Source organism: Mucilaginibacter sp. Bleaf8 (assembly GCF_018390515.1).
GTDB lineage: Bacteria > Bacteroidota > Bacteroidia > Sphingobacteriales > Sphingobacteriaceae > Mucilaginibacter.
Window position 1 is genome coordinate 32,185 of sequence record NZ_JAHBBK010000008.1, and the last position, 23,827, is coordinate 56,011.

A 23,827-nucleotide genomic window follows, 5' to 3' on the forward strand; every position below is an offset into this window, starting at 1 on the left:
GCACTTTTGCAATCATCAAAATGCAAGCATATTGCCAGAATAATAGTCAATGATCTTGAGACGGAACAAGAAAACGTATTTCGCTTGAATGAGGTCGAGCTGGGCCTGGTTAAAATCAGAAAGGACAGTATTGTACTCAATTGCACCGATAAGCCCGGCTTTGTACCGTTTGTCACTAACCAATAAAACTTTTTCAGTCGCCTTAAGGTTTTTTTCGCTTGCACGAAGCCTTTTTTCGGCAAACTTGATGTCTGTAATTGCCTGATTGAATATTTTAATAAAGTTGCTAACTGCGAGTTGTTCCACAAACTGCGCATCAATATATGCTAGTTTCGCCTTAGTAACATTAATTCTATTGCTCAGTTTACTAAAGATGGGGATTTGTAAGCTAACTCCGACTGACTGATAAAAGTTGTCAGCAAATTGCCTAATCAGAGGATATCCGCTATAATTATTTCTATAGGCAGGTGTCAACACACTCTGATTTGTTCCGTTTACTGTGCCAATTGTATCAAAGCCGGTTTGTCTGGAACCAGTAAGTAGTGTTCTCGCGTCTGAGTAATTAGTACCAGCAGAGCCAAATAGTGAAACAGTGGGATAATAAGCGCTTTTTGCTCTTTTAATACGCTGCTGTCGAATTGCCAGATTTCTCCTTGCGATGTTAATATCAGGATTATTTTCGATAGCTTTTCTAATTAAGATGACAGAGTCAACCGAGGTGCTTTTAAGTTTAGACAACGCCGTGTCAGGCCGGCTTAACAGGAACGTTACATTTGGCATTTCAGTCAATTGCCTGAGCGTAAGCAGCGCTACATCTAATTGATTTTGCAAGTCTGCTATGTTAAGTTCTACTTTTATAACCTGTGCCTGAACCTGCGCAAGATCTGCTTCCGACTTATTGCCCGCATCAAAGCTCTTTCTAACATTTTCTTCGGTTAATTGTGCCAGGCGCAGCTGTTGCTTTGCTGTTTGCAGCATATCCTCGCTTGCTAATGCAGAGGTATAAGTAGTAGCCACATTTAATATCAGATCATATTTAACCTTCGTAACAGCACTTTTACCTGCCTCCAAAATAAGCTTATTCTCAAGAACCTGTTGTCTCAACTGCCCTCCCTGAAACAATGTAAATTGGGTACTTATACTTCCATTGATCAATGATACTCTTTGATTTATAAAGCTATAAGTAGAGACATCGAGAGATCTCCCCCAGTTGATACTGGCTTGGGGACTGGCCGCAAAACTTGGTAATTTATTATATCTGGCTTGCTTTAAATCCTCGATAGCTAACGCAACATTATTTTCAGCCTGCTTAATTAACAAACTTCGTTTCAAAGCAGAGTCTATCGCATCGGTAAGCGGGAGATTGTATTGTGCAAACCCTCTCAGACTAGCCATCAACAAACAACATATTAGAAAAACACTTTTCAATGCGCTTATTATTCCATTGTGACATGACATGTTTAAGAGGTTTATAAGACATTTAAAGATAGTAAAATATGATGGCATGCTGTATATACCAGTAATCTATCTCTAAGCTTGCATCACTAACCGATGGGGTATCAAAGATGTCTTTAAAAGAATGACCTCTGCAGTGTCTGCAGGTAATTAATGGCTTTCAAATAGATATCTATAACACGATCGCTCTGCCTTATGTCAAAAAAGTGAGTTAAAAGACACTGTGGAAATATCTTTTACTTCACATATCGCATCCTATAAGGACCAGTAACTTTGATAAACGAGCTCACAATAAGAACTATCAGTAAAGCTTATTTTCTGATTAGCTCAATCCATTCAATTGTGAAATCTGGCCTTTACTCGCGAGCCGCTTTCATTAACAATAATAGGCAATGACCTTTTACTGATATAAACAGGTTTACTACTTAAAGCATTGTATGCACTATTAACTTTCTTTTGATTGATACTTAATCCCATACCGGCAAGTTCCAATGCTTTTTTTAACAAAGGATCATCCGGGTCGCTAAAGGGCTTCAGCGGAAGAACAGAGAACTCATCAACAATGTAATCCGGTGTTAAACCATTTGAATATTCTCCCTGCCCGTTAGCATTATATAATTTAAAGACTAATGGATGTAATGTAAAGTTAATTTTTATAGGTGTGTGAAAATCGCGAATGGCAAAGCTTGCCATATCCTTTCCAGTAGTGGTATGGCCAATTTGTATAACCTGAATAAAAGGCTTAAGATTATTAACCAATAACTCTGCCGCTGATGCTGTAGAAGCACTTGTGAGTATAAATATCCTTTTAAGGTTTATTCTGCGGGAAGTAAACTCACTGAAATCTTGCGGCTGAAAACCATTCTCCCCGATCAGATCATTAAATGACTTATTAATGTGGCCCCCATTGCTATTAGCCTGATAGATGGCAAACAGTTGCTCAGGTTTGCCCGGCGTTAGGGTAGCAGCAATTTTTGCTGCTGAGGACACATCACCACCAGGATTGTAACGCAAATCTATAACTAACTCGGATATCCCCTGACTTTTTAACTTATTCAATGAATCGAGAACATTGTAATCGTTTAACCCGCTAAACCAATTATAGAATATATAACCAATTTTTGCTTGCCCTCCTGAAAAGATGCGGGTGGTGTAAACAGGCTGTTCCGAAAAATTCTGATGCGTGATCTTTACAGCTGAAGTTCGGATCAATTGTTTATCCTGCAAATCTGCAAGTTGAAGCGTAACACCATTACCTTCAGATAGCACCCGCTTTATGGAATTGGATGTAGATGTGCTGAGAGCTACTTCATTAACAGCTGTAAAAATATCTCCCCGTTTAAGACCTTGTTTTTCAGCAGGGCCGCCGGGTACTACCAGGGTAACCGTTCCGATGAGCTGACCGGCCAATGCAGCAGATTCAACAAAAGCATATTCAAAGCCGTACCAGGCAAAGGACGAGTACTCAGTTTTTACCTCGTCAGGGTTATCAATATAAGAAAAACGATCAGCCGGATTGAGCAAGGATTTAAAAAACGATGTAGGACTTTCATTAGCTGCAGGCTGTTTGGGCAATTCTTTGTTCCAATAATAATAGACCCTCATGCTGTCCAGTATCCATTGATTACTTCCGGAAAGAGGTACGCTTGCACTATTTTCTTTCTTACAGGCGGCTAATAATGATATGATTACGATCATAAAAGCCGATGAAATACCATGTTCCAGTTTTTTCATGCTATACGCTATAATTATATAATCTGTCTATTCCAACTATTCCCTATTCCCGCCCAATAATTATTATCAAATATTTTTTATTCCGGAATAGGGAAGTTTCCTCTTTTCTGGATTATTTAATAAATGAGGCACATGAAATCTGACCAGCCGGCGATACCAGAGCTTGTAAAAACGAAGCATAATGAATAAGGAGATCTTAAAAAGATATTTTGAAGGTAGGAGCAGCAGTTGGGAGATGAAGCAAGTGAAGGAATATTTTCAGGGCGAGGATATGCAGGTTTTTAATGAGTATATCAAAGAGAATGAGAAGCAGGCTGAAGGTGTGCCTGTAGAAAACTCGCTGAAAGAAAAATTCCTTGATAATTTGATGGAACGTATCCATCAGCAAGAACAGCCACAACCGCTCCCTAAGCATCGAAATATCTTTCCTTATATTACAATTGCCGCAAGTGTTCTTATTGTGTTCAGTATCGGTGCTTTTCTACTAAATACTTTAACACAACGCAAAGCTGAAAAGATTGCTCAATACGAAACCATCATTAACGTTACCAAAAGCCTGCAATACGCTGTACTAACAGATGGAACTAAATTATGGTTAAACCCAGGCAGCAAAGTAAGTTACAATATCAACCAATTCAATGAGAAAACACGTGACATCAATATTTCCGGCGAAGTATTCTTTGATGTAGCACATAATCCTCAAAAACCTTTTCGGGTTCATGCAGGCAGGCTTACTACAACGGTTTTAGGAACTGCATTTAATGTTGAAGCCTATTCTACAGAGCAACAAGTAAGGGTTTTGCTCCTTCGGGGGCATGTTCGCGTGAGCGATGGCACCGGCCAGGAAGATTTGACACCAGGACAAATGATGGAATATGATCGTAGTAACCGGAACATGAATATAAATCATATGGATGTTAACGGCAAAATGGAATTATACACAAGCGGAAAGGTGATTTTTCAAAGCGTTCCATTGAAAGATGTGATTAACCGTATGGAGCAAATTTACGGGGTATCATTAACGGTTTCGAATCCGGCTGTGTTGAAAAACAAAACGGTTAGTGGAAATTATTACCGTAATGATACGGAAGAAGTGCTGCATAGCATCTTGTTTATGCATGGCCTGCATTATAAAAAGAGAGGAGAGAAAGAATATTTGATCTTTTAAAATAGTAGCTAATAATAGCACCACCTAATAAAAAAGGAATGCCAGTGGCATGGCATTCCCCAAAACTGAATAGTAAACTATCACAATTTTATGTTCGTCTTTACAAAATTAAGTAATTGTATTCAAAAGGAACGTTTGTCGTTCATTATTTTCATGGCCTTGCTGCTCGTATTTTTTAGTCCGGCAATGGCACAGTCTGCACCGGCCAGACCGGCTTCTACTATCAATGTTAACATCTTACAAGCAAACCTATTAGAACTATTGGATGCACTCAAAGAACAAACCGGTTATGAATTTTTCTTTGATAGAGTCGCAGCAAAAAAAATCAAGATTCAAAATTTCCGGCTTACGTCGTCATCTATCCAATCGGCCTTAAAAAAAATGCGGAAAGACCTGCCGTTGGACTATCATATGATTCGTAATGAAATCACTATACAAATAGAAAGCGATCAGGAATTTACCAACCGGATAAAAAAAGAACAACCGGGTAAATTATCAGGCAAAGTATTTGACGACAAAGGAGGTACGCTTCCGGGTGCCAATATACGGGTAATTGGCGCTAATTATGCTACCCAATGTACCGCAGATGGAACCTATCAACTAAACCTGCCAGCAGGAACATATACAATAGAGGTATCTTATATATCTTTTAAAACTAAACGCATCACGGATATCATTGTGAAACCGGGCCAAAATACGCCTCTGGATATTTTATTGACCGTTGATTCAAAATCTTTGAATGAAGTTGTGGTAACCGCCAGCTACAGGCGCGCTTCTATCGAAGGATTATACGCCAAGCAAAAGAACAACTCGGCCATGTCTGACGGTATAACAGCAGAACAGATCAGCAGAACGCCGGCCACAAACACCGCGCAGGTATTAGCCAAAATAAGTGGGCTTCAAATATCGAATGACCGAAATGTAGTGGTAAGGGGCCTTAGTGACCGGTATAACAACGTTTTGCTGAACGGCGCCATGCTGCCAAGCAGTGAACCTAATCGCCGGGATTTCGCCTTTGATATGATCCCAAGCGCTTTGGTGGATAACGTTATTGTAAATAAAACAGCCACCCCTGATTTAACAGGAGAATTTACAGGGGGATTAGTTCAGGTAAATACGAAGGACATTCCGGCAGAAGATTTTTTTCAGATAACCGTAGGAAGCGGTTATAATACCCGTGCTACCGGAAAGAATACGCTCGGCCTGGATCGTGGCAACCACGCTTGGCTGGGCTTAGGTTCTGACATTCATAGAAAGCCCGGAGGCCTGAGTTTTGGCGAATATAATGCAGTAATCTCCTCTGTTAAAAACGGAATGCCCACGGCTGATCAACGAACCAAAATTAACAGCTTTTTAGGTTCTGTTCCAGAGAACTGGCGGTTTAAACAATACACAGGTGAACCAATACAAAACTACCAGTTACAGGGTGGAAAAGTACTTTCCTTTAAAAATGATTCACGTTTAGGGATTATTGGCGCTTTAACCTACCGTAACGAACAACGAGCCGACCAGCGGGATATGTATTTTAATTCAGCATACGATTATCAAGGCGACCAATACCGGTATATCACCACGCTTGGTGGTTCCTTAAACCTGGGTTACAGCTTCGGCAAAAACAAAATCACGCTGCAAAATACTTACAATGGTAAATTCAGTGATGATTTCTGGAAATATAAGGGCGTTGATTTTGATAATAACAATACAAGAGTTGACAATTATAACAACGTAACCGTTATTAATAACCTTTTGCAATCTCAGTTAAGCGGGGAACATACCCTCACTAAAAGCCGGATTAAAGTGGACTGGAACTTCTCGGCCGCCAGGTTAAACCGCGATCAACCTTATAGCCGTATCCTGACCAGAGGGAATGGTACCCTTGGCGATAATACGCCGGAAGACTATTTTGGTTACGATCTCAGCGATCCAAGAATAAAGAATGGTTCACTATATTATTCAGAATTAAACGAGAAATTATACAATTGGGGAACAAACATTCAGATTCCCTTCAACTTCTTAAAATTAAATCAAACGTTCAAGACAGGTTACCAGGGTAAATACCGCGAGTCAGATTTCAATGCCAACCTGTACCGAATGTTTTCCTTTAACAAGGGCACCAATTTTTATAATGGGTTGCCTTATTATGATGTATTTAATACGGCAAATTTTACAGATGATTTATACCTGCGCCCCATTGGTACCGGAGGGGCTACTTACGGGGCAACCGCATCATCTGAAGGGTATGACGGCTTTCAGCGGCTACATGCATTTTATGGCATGCTGGATATTAAACCATTACAGAGGTTACGCCTGATTGGCGGTATTCGTGCCGAAAGGAATACCCAAACGGTCTTTGACAGGGTGCTGAATGAAGGAGCGACGGAAGTAAACAGGGTAGCAACTGGGATCAACCAAACCGACTGGCTGCCATCTGTTAATGCTATCTATTCACTGACCAGCAAATTCAACATACGGGCTGCTGTATACAAAACCGTTGCCCGGCCAGACCTACGCGAGCTATCCGCTTTTCAGTACTTTGATTATGAGATCTATGATGTAATCTCAGGTGCTCCGTTAAAAACTACGCACATTAATAACGCGGATTTGCGACTTGAATATTTTCCTTCGCCGGGTGAGATCGTTAGCATTTCGGGCTTCTACAAGAAGTTTAAAAACCCGATAGAAGTTGTTTACATTGGTACAAGTAGCGGTCAGACCCTATTCTACAATAATTTATTATCAGCCAAGGACCTGGGAGTAGAATTTGATTTCCGTAAGTCGCTTAACTTTTGGGGGAGCGAATCACCTATCTGGAAAAACATCTACGTATCAGGGAATTTTACTTGGCTGGATGCCAGCATAGATTTCGATCCTCAGGTGGCCGTTGATACTAAAGGAAACCCAGTATCCACCAAACGTAACCGGCCGCTGGCCGGACAATCGCCTTATATTATTAATGGCGGCTTGTTATATACAGGAACGCATTTCGGTTTGAATGTAACTTATAATCGATACGGAAAAAGGATCGTTTATGCTTCACCCAACCGTTCGCTCGATCAGTATGAAAATCCAAGGGATATGATGGACGCTCAGCTTAGCTATAAGTTTTTAAAACAGCAGAAGGCCGAGTTCAGGTTAAACATAAGCAACCTGTTAAACCAGGAGCAATTCATCTATACGAACCGCTTCAACAATGATAATTCACTTGGCGCAAACTCTGGGGATGCGTCAATTGAAGAATATCCTGATACAGGCGGCCAGGAACCAATACCAGCTAACCGGATTGATCCTAAAGGCACCAACTATAATAAAGACTACGATACCAAGTTCAGACGATTCCGTTTTGGTACCACCTTCACCCTAAATTTCATTTACAGGTTTTGATTAAATCCATAGGCCCTATCATTAATTTACTTCAATGCTTTTAATGTAATCTATTATAAAAAACAAATCCGTAATCATGAAAGACAACAAAACTTAAACTAAACACTGATCAAAACGGACATTTTGAACAGTTTAAAAAACAACTAAAACTTAAATTATGAACTTTAAATCATTAGCCTTGAAGGCATTATATGCTCCAATTTTGGTAGCAGTTTCATTATCATCTTGTAAAAAAGACAACGCTGTAACTGGAGATAACAAAGGTGATTTTAGCAAATCAAGCAGTGCGTATGTTGATTCACGTGTTGCACCATCTGTAACCCGCGTATTGCCTAACGTTATTGGCGGCAACAGAACGCTGTCTCGCGATACTACCTATATACTGAACGGCCCTACTTATGTTACAAACAACAGTACGCTGACCATTCAGTCTGGCACCTTTATCAAAGGCAGGTTAACATCAACAACAACCACTGGCCAACCTTCATACCTTTTAATCACGAAAGGTTCGAATGTACAAGCTGTGGGTACAAGTAGCCAGCCAATTGTATTTACCAGTATTGCTGCCGCCGGAGCACGCAGACCTGGTGACTGGGCTGGCGTAGTGATATTAGGCAACGGTTTAACCAATGCCGGCTTACGTCCAATTGAAGGGATTGCACCAGCCTATGTTAGTGGCTTCGGACTGCCTTACCCAAGCACTATTCAGTACGGTACAAACGTTTCTGAAGATGATGCAGCAGCAGCAAGCCGCTTGAGCTTTGTACGTATAGAGTACGCTGGCGCTGTTTTAGAGGCTGACAATGAATTAAATGGTCTTACATTAGGCGGCGTAGGTTCTGCAACCACGTTAGATCACATCCAGGTATCTTACGGCGCTGACGACGCTTTTGAATTCTTTGGTGGCTCTGTAAACGCAAAATACCTGATTGCACAAGGCAATAACGATGATGACTTTGATTTTGACCAAGGTTATCAGGGAACCATCCAATATGCGGTATCAGTAAAAGATGCATCAACACCAGCTCCTCAGTTTTCTTCAAACCCTAACGGTATTGAAAGTAACAACGTAACTGCACCGGTTGTAACCATTAACTCTCGTTTAACCAGCCCACTGCTAACCAACCTGACCGTTCTTGGTTTAAACCCACCAAGAGGTCCGCTAACCGGTACTACTTACGGCATTGGTGTTTTATTCCGCGTAAATTCTGCGGGAACATTTGCTAACTCTGTTGTAGGCGGTTTCGACATTGGTTCATCACTGGCTAGTGCTGCAACCACTACATTCCAAGGTAACTTCGGTCAGGCGTTTACAACTGCAGGCCCCGCTTTTGCAACATCATCTGTTAGCGCTACGGCCAATGCAAGCGTTGCCTTACGTTTAGTAAATCCATTTAACATAGCTTTTACCGGCTCTACCGCTGTACCTGACTTCCGTTATGCTGCAGGTCTTCCAGCTGCACCTTCAGCTTCTGGATTCAATTATGCCGGTTTAGCTATACCACATCCAGGTGGTGCTGTTACAGCCTTAGAAACACCATCTTACCGTGGTGCTTTCGGTGCAGCAGCAAGCACTCGTTGGGATGTTGCTCCTTGGGTTTCATATAACTCTAACGCAAACGCTTATTAATGATATACGGATAATTGTTTAACTAATAAATTCCATTAAAAGACTACCCGGGGTGATGAGCCCCGGGTTTTATTCAAATATGAAAAATTTTATATCTTATATTGCACTATTCATTCTTGCTTCAACTATATTAAGTGCCTGTCAGAAAGGCAAAGATCTTGAAAGCCCCGGCTTCGGTAAATTAAATATTACCTCTTCGTTCGCAGCAGACGCAAACCCATTGCTGGTGCAAATTGACGGAGAAACCAAAGATACGCTTACTTTTGCTAAACAGGGCATCAGTGGATTACCTGTAAAAGGGGGTAAAAGGCGTATTCTATTGATTAATCAAGCAAATAAGCAGATTATCACGGACACGACCGTAACTATCGAAATTCAAAATACCTTTACATTACCCACATTTTTGTATACCGGAACTGCTGCTCTCTTTGATGATGTGACAGCTAAACCAGCGCAGGATAGCATGTTAGTAAGGTTTGTGATTACTGATCCTGCACTACCTAATAATATGAACATCGAACTAATCTTAACTGATTTTGGCGGAACCAGATTACCACTAAGCAATAAAAAGATAAGCAGCATCCGGAAAGACAAATTCAGCAGTTTTATACAATTACCAAATCCAGCGTCTTTGCTTCCTGAAGGAACAGACCCTACATTCTTTTACTACGTGATTGAGGGCTTTGACCCTGCAAATGGCAATGCGAAAGTAATGAGCATAGACGAAGGAAGTTACAGCTATGTATTGGATTTTGAAACCTTTTCTACTTATACACCCAATGCTGTCATTTCCTTAGGAATTGGTGCTCCCCAAGGCGACCCTTCCCATTATCCGTCCAATATTTTTAGAAGGATAGTGAAATAGAAAAATCTAGCACTATAAAAAAGGCTTACCCCGGACAAGGTAAGCCTTTTTCTTTAAATCAATGCCTTAAAATCTCTTTTAAAGGTTGCGCGAAAGTACTTTAATTACTTTTTTTATACAAATTTTATTCCAAACATTTATACAAAATACTGTCCGATTTTTTAATATAATAAATATTTAACTTTCCCTTAATTAAAACAGCCACTATAAGTTAACAACCAAGCACCTGGCTTGACTAAACAAGCCCGGAAGTACTTTTTACAAAAAAAAGGAAGACCTTACGGCCCTCCTTTTTCAAGAAAAATTTATGGTAATACTAACCTGCATTCAGTAGAGAAAGAAGGCTCAATAAAAAGATATAGCTAGTGTTTCGCAATTCGTAATTTGACGAAAGCCCTCTTTTTACGGCTTTGTAGGCCTGACTTAAATGGTTATCGACAGTTTTACTTGATATGTTAAGCGTATCAGCTATGTGTTTGTAGCTCAAACCGTCTTCCTTAAACATCCGGTAAATCATTTTCCGTTTAGGCGGCAAGCTTTCAATGACACGTTTAACAACAGACCTGAATTCTTTTACGTCCAGTTCATTTTCCATATCAACATTGTAGCTTGCTGGCAATACGGTTGTTCCCAGCTCCAAAGTACTAAGCTTCAGTACAACTTCCTTTCGGGCAAAGTTTCTGGCGTAAAAGAACAGGAATGGCATATAATCCTGCCTGCCGTCAAGCTCGTCTAATTTATCCCATAATTTCAGATAAGTTTCTTGTAGCACATCGTTGGTGAGTTCCTCGCTTTTCAAGCTTTGAAAAAATATTTTGTAAAGTTTAGGAAACGAGGCGTTATAAATTTCCTTAAAAAGACTTTCCCTGGACTGAATGCCGTCTGTTTTCATAGAAAAGATTTGATGCACTCAAGGTAACTAGCCTATATTAAACCACTGTTAAATCTATTATATATTGTCCTGATTTTGTTGTGCTTATAAGATCATAGAATTTCTAAAAATGCTTAATTAACGGAAGCTGATACTTTAACCGAATTATTTAAGCGGAAAGCTTTCGGACTAACGCCTTTGTTATTCCTGAAAAACTTGTTCAGATGGCTTTCGTCAGTAAAGCCAAACTCGTCAACTATCTCACCCAACCTTTTATCGCTATGTATCAACCGGTGCTCAATCAGGGTTTGGCGGTACTGTGTAATGTACCTTTGCAAGGTGCTGCCGGTATGCTGCTTAAAGTATTTGCCCAGGTAATTAACAGAAACATTGAAATGGTTACACAAATATTCAGCACGAAGTTTTTCCGGGTGATAAATGTTAGCCTGTATAAAGTTAAGGATATTTACAGCCCGTTGGTCTGTATTTTCTGAAAGCTCCAGGTGAAGAAACTTGGCTATATTACGGGCTACCAGCACAATCAGCGTGTTGACATACTGGTGAATCAGTTCCTGATTATAGATATCCCGGTTCTCGTATTCCCTTATAATAGCATCAATAAGCGGTTTGACCACCTGCTTGTCAACAAGATTCTTTAATATGCACCCCGGCTTATGATTGGCATTTTGCAGTATAAATTCCAGCTTCTGAATATTGCTGGTTAATATACCCGATTCCCTGATGTAAATATCATTGAACCGCAAAAAGAAGAAAGTGGTGGTAGTTTTCACATCGAATGAATGACAATCATCGGGCGTGATCAAAAACATATGGCCGGGATGATAAGCAAACTGGCTTTGATTGATGCACTGGATGCCTGTTCCTTCCACAATATACACCAGTTCAAAAAAGCTATGCTTGTGCCCGTTTCCTGGGCCTTCATCTAACGTCGTGTATTTGATCGAGAATGGCTCGTGCAGGTTTTGTCTTTCCATAATCTGTACCACTTTTCCGCAAATTTATACCAAAAAGAAAACATTAAGCAAGTATAACTTTGCCTTCATATTAAAAAACAAATATGAAAGCGATAATAATAGATAACCCTGGTGAAGTGAGCCAGCTTAAATTTCAGGAAACAGCAAGGCCCATCATTCAGGATGGTGAGGTATTGGTACAGGTAAAAGCTATCAGTATTAATCCGGTTGATGTAAAAAGCCGTGCAGGCAAAGGTGTTTATGGACGCATAAAGAGCGAAAGCCCTCTGATTCTCGGATGGGATATTTCAGGTATTGTAACCGAATCGCGGTCAGAGCAGTTCAAGGCAGGCGATGAAGTGTTTGGTATGGTTAACTTTCCAGGTCATGGTAAGGCTTATGCTGAATATGTGGCCGCCCCTGCATCGCAACTGGCAGTTAAACCGGTAACTATCTCGCACGAAGAAGCGGCGGCTTCAACGCTGGCCGCATTAACTGCCTGGCAGGCCATAGTGCACAACGGTCAGGTAAAAACCGGCCAAAAGGTATTGGTGCATGCAGCTGCAGGTGGCGTAGGGCATTTTGCTATTCAACTTGCCAAGCACCTGGGTGCTGAGGTAACTGGCACGTCATCAGCACGGAACAAAGACTTTGTAATGCAGATGGGCGCTGATGCTCATATTGATTATACCAATTATGACTGGGCAAGCCATCCCGATGAGTTTGATTTTGTACTGGACGGTGTTGGCGGCGATACCATTGATAAGTCGCTACTGGTAACAAAAACGGGTGGCACAATCATCAGCATTCCTACAGGGTTAAACGAAGCTGTTACCGAGAAAGCTAAAGCCAAAGGCGTAAAAGGTTATTTTATGCTGGTGCAATCTAACGGCAGTGATATGCAGCAGATAGCAGCGTTGCTGGAGCAAGGAATCCTAAAAGCGCATGTTTCCCACTCTTATCCGTTTACAGAAATGGCGGCTGCACATTTACAAGTAGAGAGCGGCCGCACAGTAGGTAAAGTTGTAGTTACCCTGTAAATCAATCTAATAAATATGAAAATCTTGATTGTAGCCGCTGCTGCAGTGTTGCTAATGGCGGCCTGCCAGAACACCCGGCCCGCAAACGAACAGAAAAAGCGTCCCGCCAATACGCTATACTTACCAAAACTGGAAGAAGTATTTGCCGATAGTACCTACCAACTTACGGGTGTAGCCATATCTGCAAATGGACGGCTGTTTACCAATTACCCATACTGGCTGGATACGCATAACTACTCGGTAATTGAAGTTGTAAATGGCAAACCGGTGCCCTATCCTGATAGGGAATGGAACAGTTTTAAAAAGGGCGAAAACGGACAGAACAAATTTGTTTGCGTACAATCTGTTGTAACTGACAATAAAGGTTACCTATGGGTGGTTGATGCTGCTGGTATTGGACTAAGCGCTGTTTACCAGAAAAGTAATAAGGTGATTAAGATCAATCTGGCCAATAACAAGATTGAGCGCGTTTACCGCTTCCCCGACAATGTGGCCGGTGCTGACGTTTATCTCAATGATATCCGTATTGATAATAAAGATGGTTTTGCGTACATGACCAGTTCATCGGGCGGCGGCATTGTAATTCTCAATCTTAATACCGGCGCATCCAGGTTTGTGCTGGGCAATCATCCATCGGTTAAGTCGGATACAGCTTACCGGTTTTCGCCTACCGGTACTGAACTGGTGAAAGGCGATGGCAAGGCTATTAAAGTTAACTCCGACGGTATTGCACTTACGCCTGATAACAAATGGCTCTATTACAAGCCACTTACCGATAATAGGTTGTTCCGGGTAAGCACCGCATTGCTTCGCAACTTTAACACACCGCAAAAAGAAATAGCAGATAGCGTGAAAGACCTTGGGCACTGTGTAACAACCGATGGCATGATCTTCGATAAGTCGGGCAATCTCTATCTGGGCGATTTAGAGAAGAGCAGCATTGTAAAAATTACGCCCGATTTAAAGATGCATACGATAGTTACCGATAAGGCAAAATTGCGCTGGCCAGACAGTTACAGTATTTCGCGGGATGGCTACCTGTACATATCAACTTCGCAAATACAATATATGCCCTGGTTCCACAAAGGCGAAGACAAGATACAACGGCCGTTTAAAATTTACAGGATTAAACTCTAAGCAAAAGATGATCAAGAACTTATTAATTATAAGTACCCTGATACTTGCGCTTAAAGTATCAGCACAGAAAGTGCAGCATTTCAGCTTAAAAGACCTGCTGGCAAAACAGGTGAATACTTTACTTACACAGGGCACGATATCAGGAGAGTTGGGCATTATCGGTTATTTTACTTATCAGCAAGGCGCAGTTGTGCCTACGCATCAGCCATGACCGTTGGTTCCTGGACCGTATCTGTACCCACATCCTGGCTTTCGAGGGCAAGTCGCAGGTTTATTTCTTCGAAGGTAACTATACCGACCATGAGGAGAACCTCAGAAAACGCCTGGGCGATGTAGCACCGAAGCGCATCAAGTACAGAAAGCAGGTGCAATAATTGGAGGTGCGAGGATTTTGGAGCGAGAGCGACATGCGCGCTCCTATTCCTTGCATCAAAAAAGCCCATTGCCTTTAACCAGGCAATGGGCTTTTTTGTACAGTTCAGGGTGTACCACTTGTAAAGTGGTACAAAGCGGAACAAACCGGTACGCTCCGGTACAGGTGGTACACTTTTGTACACCTAAAGCGCCGTTTGCAGCACGCAGGGGCCGTTTTCAAAAATTGGTACAGTGTGGAACACCCGGAACAGTTTGGTACAGGTATTTATACTCGTGACACAATCTTGTCAGTACTTTTGTTGTTAGGATTGCAAGGCCGCTACGAACTAAGTGTTTATAACAACCTCCTTATCCGTTATGCTGCATATGTTTCAGCATAACCTTGCATTTGCTCAATATGATATACTTAAAATTTCTCTATCTTCACTATATATCATAACAACCGAGATATTTCTCAATAGCTATAGATTCATGTCCTCTCAAAAGCAGTTATCAATCACTTACAATTTCCTCATTGATACTTTGATAATGGCCAGTTCAAATTTTAAGACGCTTAATGACGAACAAGTAGAAGACCATTTAGAAGAACTTGAAGGGGATGCTCATAGCTTTTTTGATTACAATGCAGTATATCCCTTACGGGCTGCAGGCTTAATCTGCCAGTTTCAACTTGAACAAATAACAAACCTAAAAGCTATAATTAGCAAAATCTCTGAAAAACTCTGGCATAAGCAGGCTTTCAGATCAAATATTGAATGGATTGAGGTTCATGAAGCGGCAGACAAGATTCTGAGTTCATTGAATGTACAGCCATTATAGTCATCAATTAGTATGAACCCAGTCACAATGAAACACAAAAAATACAAACAGCTAACTCTTTCTATCTGCCTGTTAAGTGTTATAGCTGTGAGTGAAGTACGGGCTCAGCCTGCCGTTATTAAACTAAATGAAGATCAACATTCCGCAAACAGCATCGCCTATAAGATAAACAGTGCATCTACTGTCTACTACTATGTAGGATTAGAAAAGATGATAGACAAACAGTGGCGGGAGATTGTACTGGATATATCCTCTGCAACACCGGGAAAAACAGCTATCCTCAGAAAAGTGAAAGCTGAAGAACCGGTTAGTTATAATTATCTATTTAAAAACATTCCGCCTTTGTATCGAAAACAAAGGCATCGTTACCGGTTTAAACTAACTTATGGCCCTACCATTACATCAATACGAAGATGGGCGGTTTCGGATACCTTTTATATACCCTAACTGCCCCTCTTTTATTCAGCAACCTGCTATTAATTAGGTATCTGTACCTACATCATCCCAATCCTGGCCACCGTAGTTAATGAGCCAGTTGAGGGCGTAGTGCCTTTCATAAACTACGCCGCTTTCCAGGTGGGCGGGCGTATCTTCTTTATTTACACGGGCATCTACCACGGCCCAGTGCAGGCGCAGTGCCAGGTCGGCCTGGTCCATAATCTCCTGTTTGCTTCGCAGGCGGGCTTTTTGGTGCAGGCCCTGCTCGCCCAAATCGCGTATAATACGGTTATCATTGGCCACATCGCACAACTTGTCGGGATACGCCAGGTCATCAACCAAACCTAATGCCCAAAGCATTACGTGCATACTTTCATAGCGCCAGTTAGCATCCACCTTTTGCTGCTCCGTAGGGTTTTGCGCGGTGATGTAAGCCCTTTCGGCAGGCGACAGTTTGCCCGACATGTGATATTGCTGGTCAAGCTGCGCCATGCTCTCTTTGCTTAGCCCCTCGCTTTTCAACCCGATGTAGCACAAAGCCAGCAAACGGTCAATTACCTCATCTTTGCTGCGGATAGTTACCTGATTTTCCGGGTCGGAGAACATGGAATTAGGGTTACTGTAAATAGGTACGCCATGCGCTTTGCAATACGCTTCCGATTTGTTGCGACGGGTTTGCTGGTCGGCCGTGGCTTTGATATTTTCTGCCGGTACGGTTACCCCGGTTGCAACCATATCCTGTTTCTTACTGGTATTGTTACAGGCCGCCAATGCCAGCAATAATAAAGTACCCCAAAGTTTCATATGGTGATGTGTTTAGTTAAAACAAGTAATTACTGCTTTGCCATGATGGCTTTGCTCACTTGGTTGATTTCTTTGATAAGCAGCGGAAAAGCGGGCTGTGCCATACCGCCGTGATCAAAACCCTGCAGTTCGTAAAGGCGGGTTTGCTTATGACCGGCCAGCTTCATCATGCGCAGCAGGTAAGCGTTCTCTTCATAGCGGCCCAGCATTTCCAGTTCGCGGTCGCCGGTAATAAGCAGCATAGGCGGCGCATCGGCACGTACATGAAATAACGGTGCGTACTCATCAATAATTGGCTGCGTATCTTTAATGCCCTTCTCCTGCCGTATGGTAAAATGCGTAATGGCTTGCCCACTGAATGGTATAAGCGCCGCTATGCGGTTAGCATCAATATTATATTTTTGCAGATACTTTTTATCCAGCGTGGTCATCATCCCCAAATAGCCACCAGCCGAATGGCCCGAAACGAAGATCAGCTTATCGCTGCCACCGTATTGTGCAATATGCTGAAAAGCCCAGGCTATAGCTGCGGCGGCATCCTCAATATAAGCAGGCGCTTTTACTTTGGGCGATAGTCTATAACCTACCCCTATCACGGCAAAACCTTTTTCGGTTAAGGCTTTAGGAATTTCTTTACTTCCACCCGTTATGCCCCCGCCGTGAAACCATAGTACCGTGGCAAAGTTTTTTACATCCTTAGGATAGTAAATATCCAGCCGGCATTGCGAAGCCTTGTAAGCGTCACCACCGGTATTGGCATAGTAGGCAATATTAGTTTCGGTTTTATATTGCTGGGCCAGCGCAGCACTGCTGATGAACAGCAATAAAATAAGCAGACGTTTCATAATAGCAAGGTATAAAATTTTCATTCATCTGTATAAATTGCTTTTCAACCCGTTTGTTTAACAAAAAACGCCGCCCTTTTCAGGGCAGCGTTCACTTTGCTGTATTTTGAATTACCAGATATGAATACGCTGGTTTTCGGGTTTGTATAATTTATCGCCGGGTTGAATATTGAAAGCTTTATAAAAAGCATCCATATTAAACACCGGGCCGTTTACGCGGTATCTTTCGGGCGAGTGCGGATCGGTGCTGATGCGCATGCGCAGCGTTTCGTCCCGGTTTTTAATGCGCCACACCTGTGCAAACGACAGGAAGAAACGCTGATCGGGCGTAAGTCCGTCGATCTTTTTATCGCCTTTGCCCTGCTCCGTATTTTTAAATGCCTGGTAGGCAATAGCCAAACCACCAATATCGGCAATGTTTTCGCCCAGGGTTAGCTTACCGTTTACATGCAGGTTGTTAAGTACGGTAAACTGGTTATACAGATCAACCACCTGCTGGGTTTTGGCTTTAAACTTGGCGGCATCGGCTGGTGTCCACCACACTTTCAGGTTACCATCCTTATCATACTGGCTGCCCTGATCGTCAAAACCGTGGGTCATTTCGTGACCGATAACAGCGCCGATAGCACCGTAGTTGATGGCATCGTCGGCATTTTTATCAAAGAACGGAAACTGCAGGATACCTGCCGGGAATACAATTTCGTTGAAGCTCGGATTGTAATAGGCATTTACGGTTGGCGGCGTCATGCCCCACTCTGTTTTATCTACCTTTTGGTCAACCTTGGCAATCATTTCCTTATAGTTGTGTTTGCTTACCGATTGCAGGTTTTTGTAGAATGCACCGCGTTCAATTTCTACATCGTCATACTTTTTCCACTTATCCGGGTAGCCAATTTTCTTGATAAAGGCGTTCAGCTTTTCGGTAGCCTTTTGCTTCGTTTCGGCACCCATCCAGTCCAGTTTTTGAATGCGCTCGTCATATACCTTTTGCAGGTTATTTACCAGGCTCAGCATGCGGTCTTTTGCATCCGAAGTGAAATAACGTTCGGCATACAACTGGCCCAGCAATTCGCCAAGGCTACGGTCGGTAGTTGATACCATTTCTTTCCAGCGTTCTGTTGGCTGTTTCTGGCCGTTTAGTACTTTACCAAAAAACTCGAACCGTGCGCTACGGAAAGGTTTGCTCAGGTATTTGGCGGCATCGTTAAGCGCCATAAACTGCAGCTTACTTTTCCAGATATCAATGGGTTGTGCTTTAAGCAGGCTGTTCAACGCTTTGTAATACTCCGGCTGACCAACCAATATGGTATCCGTTTTTACGTCCATGCGGTTCAGCGCGTCTTTCAGATCCAGGTCGGGCGCCTGTTTCTGCATATCGGCTACAGCAAACTTATGGTAATTCTTTACCGGGTCGCGCAGTTGAACCGGGGTAGAGTGTGACTGGGCCAAAGCCGTTTCCAGCTTCAGTACATTGTCGGCATTTTTAGCTGCCGTAGCAGCGTCGGTACCGGTTAAGGTAAATAACTGTGCTATGTACTTCACATAAGCCGCCCGTATGTTTTTACTGGCCGAATCGGCATTAAAGTAATAATCGCGGTTTGGCAACCCCAGGCCCGACTGGTCAAAATGAACCACATTTTTTGCGCTGTTACGGTCATCGGGGCTTACATAAAAGCCCAGCAAAAAGCCGTCGCCATCTTTATAGCTCTCGGCTGCAAAGTGGATCAGCTCTTTATAATCTTTCAGTGCATTTATTTTAGCCAGCAATGGTTTTACCGGGTTGTAGCCTTGTTTATCAATAGCTGCAGTATCCATACCGCTGGCATATAAATCACCTACCTTTTGGGCATTGCTGCCTTTATCATTCCCTTTGGCCGATACTTCGTCCAGTATCTTTCTCAGGTTTTTCTGATTATCATCATATAAAGTATAGAAAGAACCCCATCCCGTTTCAGACGCGGGTATCTCCGTTTTTTTGTACCATGCACCGCTGGCGTACTGAAAAAAATCGTCGCCTGGCTTTACCGTAGTATCCATACCGCTTTTTTCAAAAAATACGGTACGCTTCGGCGCTTCAGACACCTCGCCCGACTTTTGGTTACAGGCGGTTACGGCCAATACCGGTGCCGCCAGCACCAGCCATTTCATATATTTCATGCTTACGTTAATTTTTTGTTAAAGATGGTGAAGGATGGGTAATTAAGCAAGCTTATATATATTTAGTTTTGAATTTGGTGCTTGAAGGAGATCCAACATTCAATAATATCTATCAATTATTGTAAGGCACTTTTTCAGCACGCTTCAGAATAAACTTTTTATTCAAATAATTATACACAAGCCTACTGCACCAGGTAGCGCGCCTGCCTTTAAACTGGTAAACGTTTTGCAACGTAACAACCACTACACTGCTATCCAAACGCTCAGTCGGTTTCCAGTTTGAGCTTAGCAATTTAAGCGTTCCACCTGTTACTTTCACGGAATGCGGATGTATACGCACACTATCCATTTGCAAGGTCATTTGCTGAGCTGCTTTAGAAAAGGTTGTTTTTATATCGTTTAATGCCATATACGGCATTTGGATGGAGGTGCCCTTTGTATCGACCGTATCTGACGTAAGCCGGAAAGAGTCGGCAATAACAGGTGCCATAAGTTGATCTGTTAGCATCATGGCTGCGAATTCCGGTTCGTGCCCAATCGGCTTTTTGGTTTGCTTACGCTACAGCCAGTTAACAACACAGCTAATATCCCGATAAATAGTGATAAGGGTTTACACATAATTTTGTGCACTAAGATAGATTTTGCACCTCACTCCTCTGCAAAGATACATTACAGGCTCGTGTTATTAAGCCCTGGCTAAAGGTACCATCTATCAAACCAGCAAGCCGTTCAACAACGTTATGTATATCACAATAAAATGTTGATAACCAACACAATGTTAACAAATAAATCATCTGCAAGTTACGTTTATATGGATATGTATCGCTTACTTTTATAGACCCCAAAAAGGTCAATAAAATCTAACTATAAAAACGAATTTTATGACCTGGAGAAAATTTAGCGGTGAAGTACTGCGCACACCCATCCTCGAAGAAGTAGAAAAAACCATCGAACGCGAAAGCAACCTGGGCAACAAGCTGAAAGTTTGCATCGGTACCGACTCGCAGGTAAAAGGCGACGTGACCGACTTTGCCACCGTGATTGTGTTTTTGCGCGAGCAGCGCGGCGGCTTTATGTACATTCACCAGGAGCGTACCTCGCAAAAAATGAGTATTAAAGAACGCATGCTGAGCGAGGTGCAAAAATCAATTGACATCGCCTACAAACTGTGCGACCTGCTGGATTTGTACGACGTTGATCTGGAAGTACATGCTGATATCAACACCAACCCTATGTTCAAATCCAACCAGGCGCTGCACGAGGCTATGGGTTATATACTGAGCATGGGCTTTGTTTTTAAAGCCAAGCCCGAGGCCTTTGCCAGTTCCTATTGCGCCAACAAGATGGTGCAGTAATTAGTGGCAACCGCAACTAAGTAAAACTGTTTACAGGGTATGTGCGTATGATAAGATGTGAAAACTTACGAAAAACGCTGGGAGCAATTCATCCCCATTAGCTTAGACGAGGCCTGGGACTTTTTTTCGTCGCCGTTGAATTTATCAAAAATTACGCCGGCCAATATGCGCTTCACCGTAACCTCGCCTTATACCGAGGATACCAAGATGTATGCCGGCATGATTATTACCTACAAGGTATCGCCCTTGTTTGGCATTAAGATGAATTGGATGACGGAGATTACCCACGTGGCAGACAAACAGTACTTTGTGGACGAGCAACGCTTTGGCCCTTATGCACTATGGCATCACCAGCACCATTTTAAAGAGGTACCGGGCGGCACACAGATGACCGATATTTTGAACTATGCCATACCCTACAGCATTGCCGGCCAGCTGGCGAACAAGATATTGGTAGACAGAAAAATTGAGCAGATTTTTACTTATCGCGAAAAAGCTATTAATAAGTTTTTTCAGTAATTAAGTTTACGATCAAACACATTGTCCAGCTTAAAAATAAGCGACACGGTGCCGGTGGTACCAATACCGGTGTTTCGACCGGTTACAAACTGGCCTGCGCTTAAAAACAAGGCGGTTTTGGTATTAAACGAATGCCCGTAGCTCAAACTCACCTGCGTGTACGAGAAATCGCGCGTGGTGTAAATATTTTGTGTGTAGGCTTTGATGCTGCTGGCTGAAATTAGCCCCGATGCACCTAACGTAAGCTGGTCACGGAACTTCCGATCGAGCGTGATGCCAAACGAGGCACTGTACCGATCCTGAATAGGACCGTCGGTACCGAAGTACTGGCGCACGCCGTTTTCCAGGCTCAGCGAGTAAAACTTGCTGCCCAGTTTACCTGCGCCCGAAAAGCCTAAGCGCAATTCGCCACCGTTTTGTGCATAGCCCAATGGTTTTGAGCTGCTGTACAAAGGCAAAATGACTGTACCCTGTAAGGTAAAATAGTACTTGTAAGCAATATTAGCCAGATAATATTTTAACCCTGCTTCCAAATCGCCTAAGCCAGATACGGAGTTAGTGCCATACACCGCATCTTTCAACGAATAGTTAATGTAAGGAATAGACGCCGTAACCGCAAACCTGCGCGACAGCCCGTACTCGCTATACAGCGAAAAGCTGGTAGAGTTAAAAGAACCGTTATTTTCCCGACGAATGGAATTGCCGTTTCGGTCCCAATCGGATGTAGAGTGAAAGAAACTCAGCGTTGGTGATACGACAAGCCGGCGCGGGCGGGTAGGCCAGCCGCAGTAGGCTTCAAAACTGATCAGCAAACAGGCGGCCAGTGTTAATATCGATATTCTATTGCTCAATGAATTTTTGATTTGATGATGAACAATTAAAACAAGCCAAAGGTATCGCGCATCCAGCGGCCTTCATATTCTTTGTAATACACGGCTACCTCGTGCCCCAAATCACGGAAAATTATCATATGCTTGGGTACGGTAAGGCTGTTGTAAGCGGCATACTCGTTATCTGGCGGCGCCAGGTGGTCAAGCAAACCGATACCCATCAGCGTAGGGCATTTAATATTGCTGGCAAAGTTCTTGGTATCAAAGTACGATAGGTTGGCCAATAGCTTATCCATCGTAAGGCCGCGCTGTGTACGGATGTAGCGGCTAAAATCTTTGACTGGCCAGGTTACTTTACCGGGCAGGTTTTGCACATCGCACAAAATGGGGTTTTGTGCCGAGCATAGCTTTACGCGATGATCAACTCCGGCCGTGGCAATGGATAAAAATCCACCCATACTACCGCCCGATACCATGATGTTGTCATGATCCAGTTCCTCGCGCGAAAAGATGAAATCGATCATGCGCACACAATCCATGATGGCGCCGCGCATTACATAGCGGTTTTTATCTTCGAGGTTGTAAAAAATATAATCGTCGCGCAGGGTGCGGATGCGGTCGCGGCTATTGCCTTGCCCACGTACGTTGAGCACCACGATGGCCAAGTCTTCGTCTGAGCCAAACATTGGTTTCAGGTTCACCTGGTAACCGGGCAAGCCCAGCAGTACCGGGAATTTTTTGCGGTGGTTCGTAGTTTTGGGAATCGTCATCCACCCACGCACCGTGATGCCGCCCAGCGATTTCATTTCTATGCCGAACACCCGGCGGTTATCGCGTGAGGAGTCGGGATACTCGGTTACTTTAAAATCGGGAGTAACCTTGGCTAATTCATCCTTTGCCTTTTGCCAAAAGGCGTCAAAATCAGCCGGCTTAGCATGCTCAGAACGGATTTGCTCGGGTGTTACGCCAAACACGCGTTTGATGGTATCATCATAGTCTGACAGGTTAACCATGATATTGATCTTGTAAAAACCTGCTGCCTGTCGGGGTATAGAGAGATCGATTGAACGCTTGCTTTTTTTGTTAAGCTTTACGCTAACTGAGCTGTTGGTGAGCGGCTTGCTGCCAATAGACAAAATCTGGTAACTTACGGTGCCCGATTGCGGCATATTATAACGGTTATCCAGATCAACTTTATAATGGATGGCGCTGTTGGCGCCAAAAATGGCATCCTTCTTTGCCGGTTCGGCAGCTATTACCACTTCCCCTTCATCATCCCCGGTTTGCACCATGCCGTGGGCCTTTTGAGCATTGGTGATAAAAACCACCGCAGTAATCAGGAAAAATAGTACCCTGAAGATGTTTTTCATTAATTAATATATAATTCTATCTGCTTAAAAAGCATGCAGGCATGCTTCAGCGGGTATATC

21 protein-coding genes and 1 pseudogene are annotated in these 23,827 nt (G+C 42.8%); 12 read left to right on the forward strand and 10 right to left on the reverse strand.

The window, feature by feature from the left end; all coding sequences use genetic code 11:
* Positions 1–15 precede the first annotated feature (15 nt).
* Complete coding sequence (locus KHS38_RS21305; protein ID WP_213490798.1) at positions 16–1,395, reverse strand: TolC family protein; 1,380 nt, start codon at positions 1,393–1,395, stop codon at positions 16–18.
* A 396-nt stretch (positions 1,396–1,791) separates the two neighbouring features.
* Positions 1,792–3,189 carry a S41 family peptidase gene (locus tag KHS38_RS21310; protein WP_213490800.1) on the reverse strand — a complete coding sequence of 466 codons (1,398 nt, stop codon included), beginning with the start codon at positions 3,187–3,189 and terminating at the stop codon, positions 1,792–1,794.
* A gap of 181 nt (positions 3,190–3,370) precedes the next feature.
* Between KHS38_RS21310 and KHS38_RS21315 the strand changes: the two genes are divergently transcribed.
* The 4 genes from KHS38_RS21315 (at position 3,371) to KHS38_RS21330 (ending at position 10,233) form a co-directional block, all read left to right on the forward strand.
* The gene (locus tag KHS38_RS21315) at positions 3,371–4,357 is read left to right on the forward strand and encodes a FecR family protein (RefSeq protein WP_213490802.1); all 987 of its coding nucleotides are present in this window, start codon (positions 3,371–3,373) and stop codon (positions 4,355–4,357) included.
* 135 nt (positions 4,358–4,492) lie between these two features.
* Positions 4,493–7,738 carry a TonB-dependent receptor gene (locus KHS38_RS21320; RefSeq protein ID WP_213490804.1) on the forward strand — a complete coding sequence of 1,082 codons (3,246 nt, stop codon included), beginning with the start codon at positions 4,493–4,495 and terminating at the stop codon, positions 7,736–7,738.
* 157 nt (positions 7,739–7,895) lie between these two features.
* Complete coding sequence (locus KHS38_RS21325; RefSeq protein ID WP_213490806.1) at positions 7,896–9,368, forward strand: beta-helix domain-containing protein; 1,473 nt, start codon at positions 7,896–7,898, stop codon at positions 9,366–9,368.
* 79 nt (positions 9,369–9,447) lie between these two features.
* On the forward strand, positions 9,448–10,233 hold the full coding sequence (locus KHS38_RS21330; protein ID WP_213490807.1) for a hypothetical protein: 786 nt from the start codon (positions 9,448–9,450) through the stop codon (positions 10,231–10,233).
* 316 nt (positions 10,234–10,549) lie between these two features.
* Here KHS38_RS21330 and KHS38_RS21335 read toward each other — a convergent pair whose 3' ends face one another.
* Both KHS38_RS21335 and KHS38_RS21340 read right to left on the reverse strand, forming a co-directional pair.
* The gene (locus tag KHS38_RS21335) at positions 10,550–11,125 is read right to left on the reverse strand and encodes an RNA polymerase sigma factor (protein ID WP_213490809.1); all 576 of its coding nucleotides are present in this window, start codon (positions 11,123–11,125) and stop codon (positions 10,550–10,552) included.
* Between the two features lie 113 nt (positions 11,126–11,238).
* Positions 11,239–12,099 carry a helix-turn-helix domain-containing protein gene (locus KHS38_RS21340; protein ID WP_213490811.1) on the reverse strand — a complete coding sequence of 287 codons (861 nt, stop codon included), beginning with the start codon at positions 12,097–12,099 and terminating at the stop codon, positions 11,239–11,241.
* 83 nt (positions 12,100–12,182) lie between these two features.
* On the opposite strand from KHS38_RS21340, the gene KHS38_RS21345 reads away from it, so the two are divergent.
* From KHS38_RS21345 to KHS38_RS21370, 6 genes and pseudogenes are all read left to right on the forward strand, one after another.
* A complete protein-coding gene (locus KHS38_RS21345; RefSeq protein WP_213490813.1) occupies positions 12,183–13,118 on the forward strand; it encodes an NADP-dependent oxidoreductase in 936 nt (311 codons plus the stop codon).
* A 15-nt stretch (positions 13,119–13,133) separates the two neighbouring features.
* The gene (locus tag KHS38_RS21350) at positions 13,134–14,255 is read left to right on the forward strand and encodes an L-dopachrome tautomerase-related protein (protein ID WP_213490814.1); all 1,122 of its coding nucleotides are present in this window, start codon (positions 13,134–13,136) and stop codon (positions 14,253–14,255) included.
* 7 nt (positions 14,256–14,262) lie between these two features.
* Entirely contained in the window at positions 14,263–14,466 is a 204-nt protein-coding gene (locus KHS38_RS21355) for a hypothetical protein (protein WP_213490815.1), read from the forward strand.
* A pseudogene (locus KHS38_RS21360) lies at positions 14,456–14,629 on the forward strand (energy-dependent translational throttle protein EttA); the annotation flags it as partial. The gene KHS38_RS21355 and the pseudogene KHS38_RS21360, both read left to right, overlap by 11 nt.
* A gap of 472 nt (positions 14,630–15,101) precedes the next feature.
* Positions 15,102–15,449 carry a hypothetical protein gene (locus KHS38_RS21365; RefSeq protein WP_213490818.1) on the forward strand — a complete coding sequence of 116 codons (348 nt, stop codon included), beginning with the start codon at positions 15,102–15,104 and terminating at the stop codon, positions 15,447–15,449.
* 27 nt (positions 15,450–15,476) lie between these two features.
* Positions 15,477–15,896 carry a hypothetical protein gene (locus KHS38_RS21370; protein ID WP_213490819.1) on the forward strand — a complete coding sequence of 140 codons (420 nt, stop codon included), beginning with the start codon at positions 15,477–15,479 and terminating at the stop codon, positions 15,894–15,896.
* Positions 15,897–15,929: 33 nt separating this feature from the next.
* On the opposite strand, the gene KHS38_RS21375 is transcribed toward KHS38_RS21370, so the two are convergent.
* The 4 genes from KHS38_RS21375 to KHS38_RS21390 form a co-directional block, all read right to left on the reverse strand.
* A complete protein-coding gene (locus KHS38_RS21375) occupies positions 15,930–16,691 on the reverse strand; it encodes a DUF4272 domain-containing protein (protein ID WP_213490821.1) in 762 nt (253 codons plus the stop codon).
* 29 nt (positions 16,692–16,720) lie between these two features.
* Positions 16,721–17,536, reverse strand: coding sequence for an alpha/beta hydrolase (locus KHS38_RS21380; RefSeq protein ID WP_213490823.1), 816 nt, complete (start codon positions 17,534–17,536; stop codon positions 16,721–16,723).
* Between the two features lie 111 nt (positions 17,537–17,647).
* A complete protein-coding gene (locus KHS38_RS21385; RefSeq protein WP_213490825.1) occupies positions 17,648–19,693 on the reverse strand; it encodes a M13 family metallopeptidase in 2,046 nt (681 codons plus the stop codon).
* Positions 19,694–19,805: 112 nt separating this feature from the next.
* Positions 19,806–20,183 (reverse strand): hypothetical protein, encoded by a 378-nt coding sequence (locus KHS38_RS21390; RefSeq protein WP_213490827.1) that lies wholly within the window; start codon positions 20,181–20,183, stop codon positions 19,806–19,808.
* A gap of 391 nt (positions 20,184–20,574) precedes the next feature.
* Here KHS38_RS21390 and KHS38_RS21395 point away from each other — a divergent pair, with 391 nt between their 5' ends.
* Positions 20,575–21,048, forward strand: coding sequence for a ribonuclease H-like YkuK family protein (locus KHS38_RS21395; protein WP_213490829.1), 474 nt, complete (start codon positions 20,575–20,577; stop codon positions 21,046–21,048).
* 57 nt (positions 21,049–21,105) lie between these two features.
* Positions 21,106–21,567, forward strand: coding sequence for an SRPBCC family protein (locus KHS38_RS21400; protein ID WP_213490831.1), 462 nt, complete (start codon positions 21,106–21,108; stop codon positions 21,565–21,567).
* On the opposite strand, the gene KHS38_RS21405 is transcribed toward KHS38_RS21400, so the two are convergent.
* Both KHS38_RS21405 and KHS38_RS21410 read right to left on the reverse strand, forming a co-directional pair.
* Positions 21,561–22,418, reverse strand: coding sequence for a hypothetical protein (locus KHS38_RS21405; protein WP_213490833.1), 858 nt, complete (start codon positions 22,416–22,418; stop codon positions 21,561–21,563). The two genes, KHS38_RS21400 and KHS38_RS21405, sit on opposite strands and share 7 nt — an antisense overlap.
* A gap of 26 nt (positions 22,419–22,444) precedes the next feature.
* The gene (locus KHS38_RS21410) at positions 22,445–23,767 is read right to left on the reverse strand and encodes an acetylxylan esterase (RefSeq protein WP_213490835.1); all 1,323 of its coding nucleotides are present in this window, start codon (positions 23,765–23,767) and stop codon (positions 22,445–22,447) included.
* Between the last annotated feature and the right edge of the window lie 60 nt (positions 23,768–23,827).